Annotated in this window: 2 protein-coding genes; both read left to right on the top strand. The window is 27.4% G+C overall.

Annotation, left to right across the window (positions count from 1 at the left end):
• The first annotated feature begins 30 nt into the window (after positions 1–30).
• Entirely contained in the window at positions 31–177 is a 147-nt protein-coding gene (locus tag ABZ914_RS51845) for a GNAT family N-acetyltransferase (RefSeq protein WP_345947279.1), read from the top strand.
• Positions 178–305: 128 nt separating this feature from the next.
• Complete coding sequence (locus ABZ914_RS51840) at positions 306–998, top strand: hypothetical protein (RefSeq protein ID WP_500201883.1); 693 nt, start codon at positions 306–308, stop codon at positions 996–998.
• Positions 999–1,026 lie beyond the last annotated feature (28 nt).

The following is a 1,026-nucleotide window of genomic DNA, read 5'->3' as shown; positions in this document are numbered from 1 at the left end:
GTAAAAAAAGATTATCCGGATTTAGAACAAATAAGGCTGTCAGTTGTTTCAAATAATACTTCGGGTAGAAAACTATATAGTAACTTAGGTTTTGAAAAATATGGAGTTGAAATAAATGCCTTGAAAGAAGGAGACGAATATTTTGATGAAGATTTGATGGTCTTGTTCTTAAAATAAATATTTCAATATCTATTAAATTCGAATAAGCTATAAAATTAACCCTGGCTTTGGCCAGTTTTTTTATTGCTTATGATAAAATTAATAAGGGGTAGCAAATATTAAATATCAAAATATAAGGAATTGAAATGGGGATAGTAACAACTATGGATAATTTAATTGAACTCAAAATAAATTTTGGAGATATATTAAGCATTGTAATTGCTTTACTTGCGCTATGGTATACAATTCACAGCACAAGGGATAATCAAAGAAAATCAGTATTACCATTTTTGAAGCTAGAATCAATACCTTCACCTTTAAGAATAAAAGAAGGTAAAATTGAGGATGATACTACAGATTATAAAGTTATAGTAAAGAAAAATAGAAAATTATATGGCGTTAAAAAGTGGGGAGAAGAAGAAAGAAAAATTATTGAGAATGAACAAGAAATTTCTACGGGATTTAAGGTCATGGGTCCTCACAACTTCCCCAAAACAATCAAGTTAAAAAATATAGGTAAAAATAGTGCGTTATCATTTACTTTTGAACTGGGCAAAAACAATCCATATCCTAAAGATATTGCAGTAAATCAAGAAAAAATAATATCGTTTTTATTAGAAGATCAAAATGCAACATTCAATTTAAATGTTAAATTTAAGGATATATACGGGAATGAGTACAAAGAAAAAATTGAATTTTATAAAGGTAGACTATATCTCTATTCTGAGCTGAAAAAGGTAAAATTTAGTAAAACTAGAGCATATATGATTAAACAAAAATCAAAACTAAGAATTAGAAATCAAGAAAGAAATAAAGACAATGAGAATGACGCCAGCTAATGCTGGTGTTTTTTTATCATATTCAGAT

The organism is Spirillospora sp. NPDC046719 (assembly GCF_040645715.1).
Classification (GTDB): Bacteria; Actinomycetota; Actinomycetes; order Streptosporangiales; family Streptosporangiaceae; genus Spirillospora.
The sequence above is the reverse complement of the archived record's forward strand: the minus strand, read 5'-3'. Positions and strand labels throughout refer to the sequence as shown.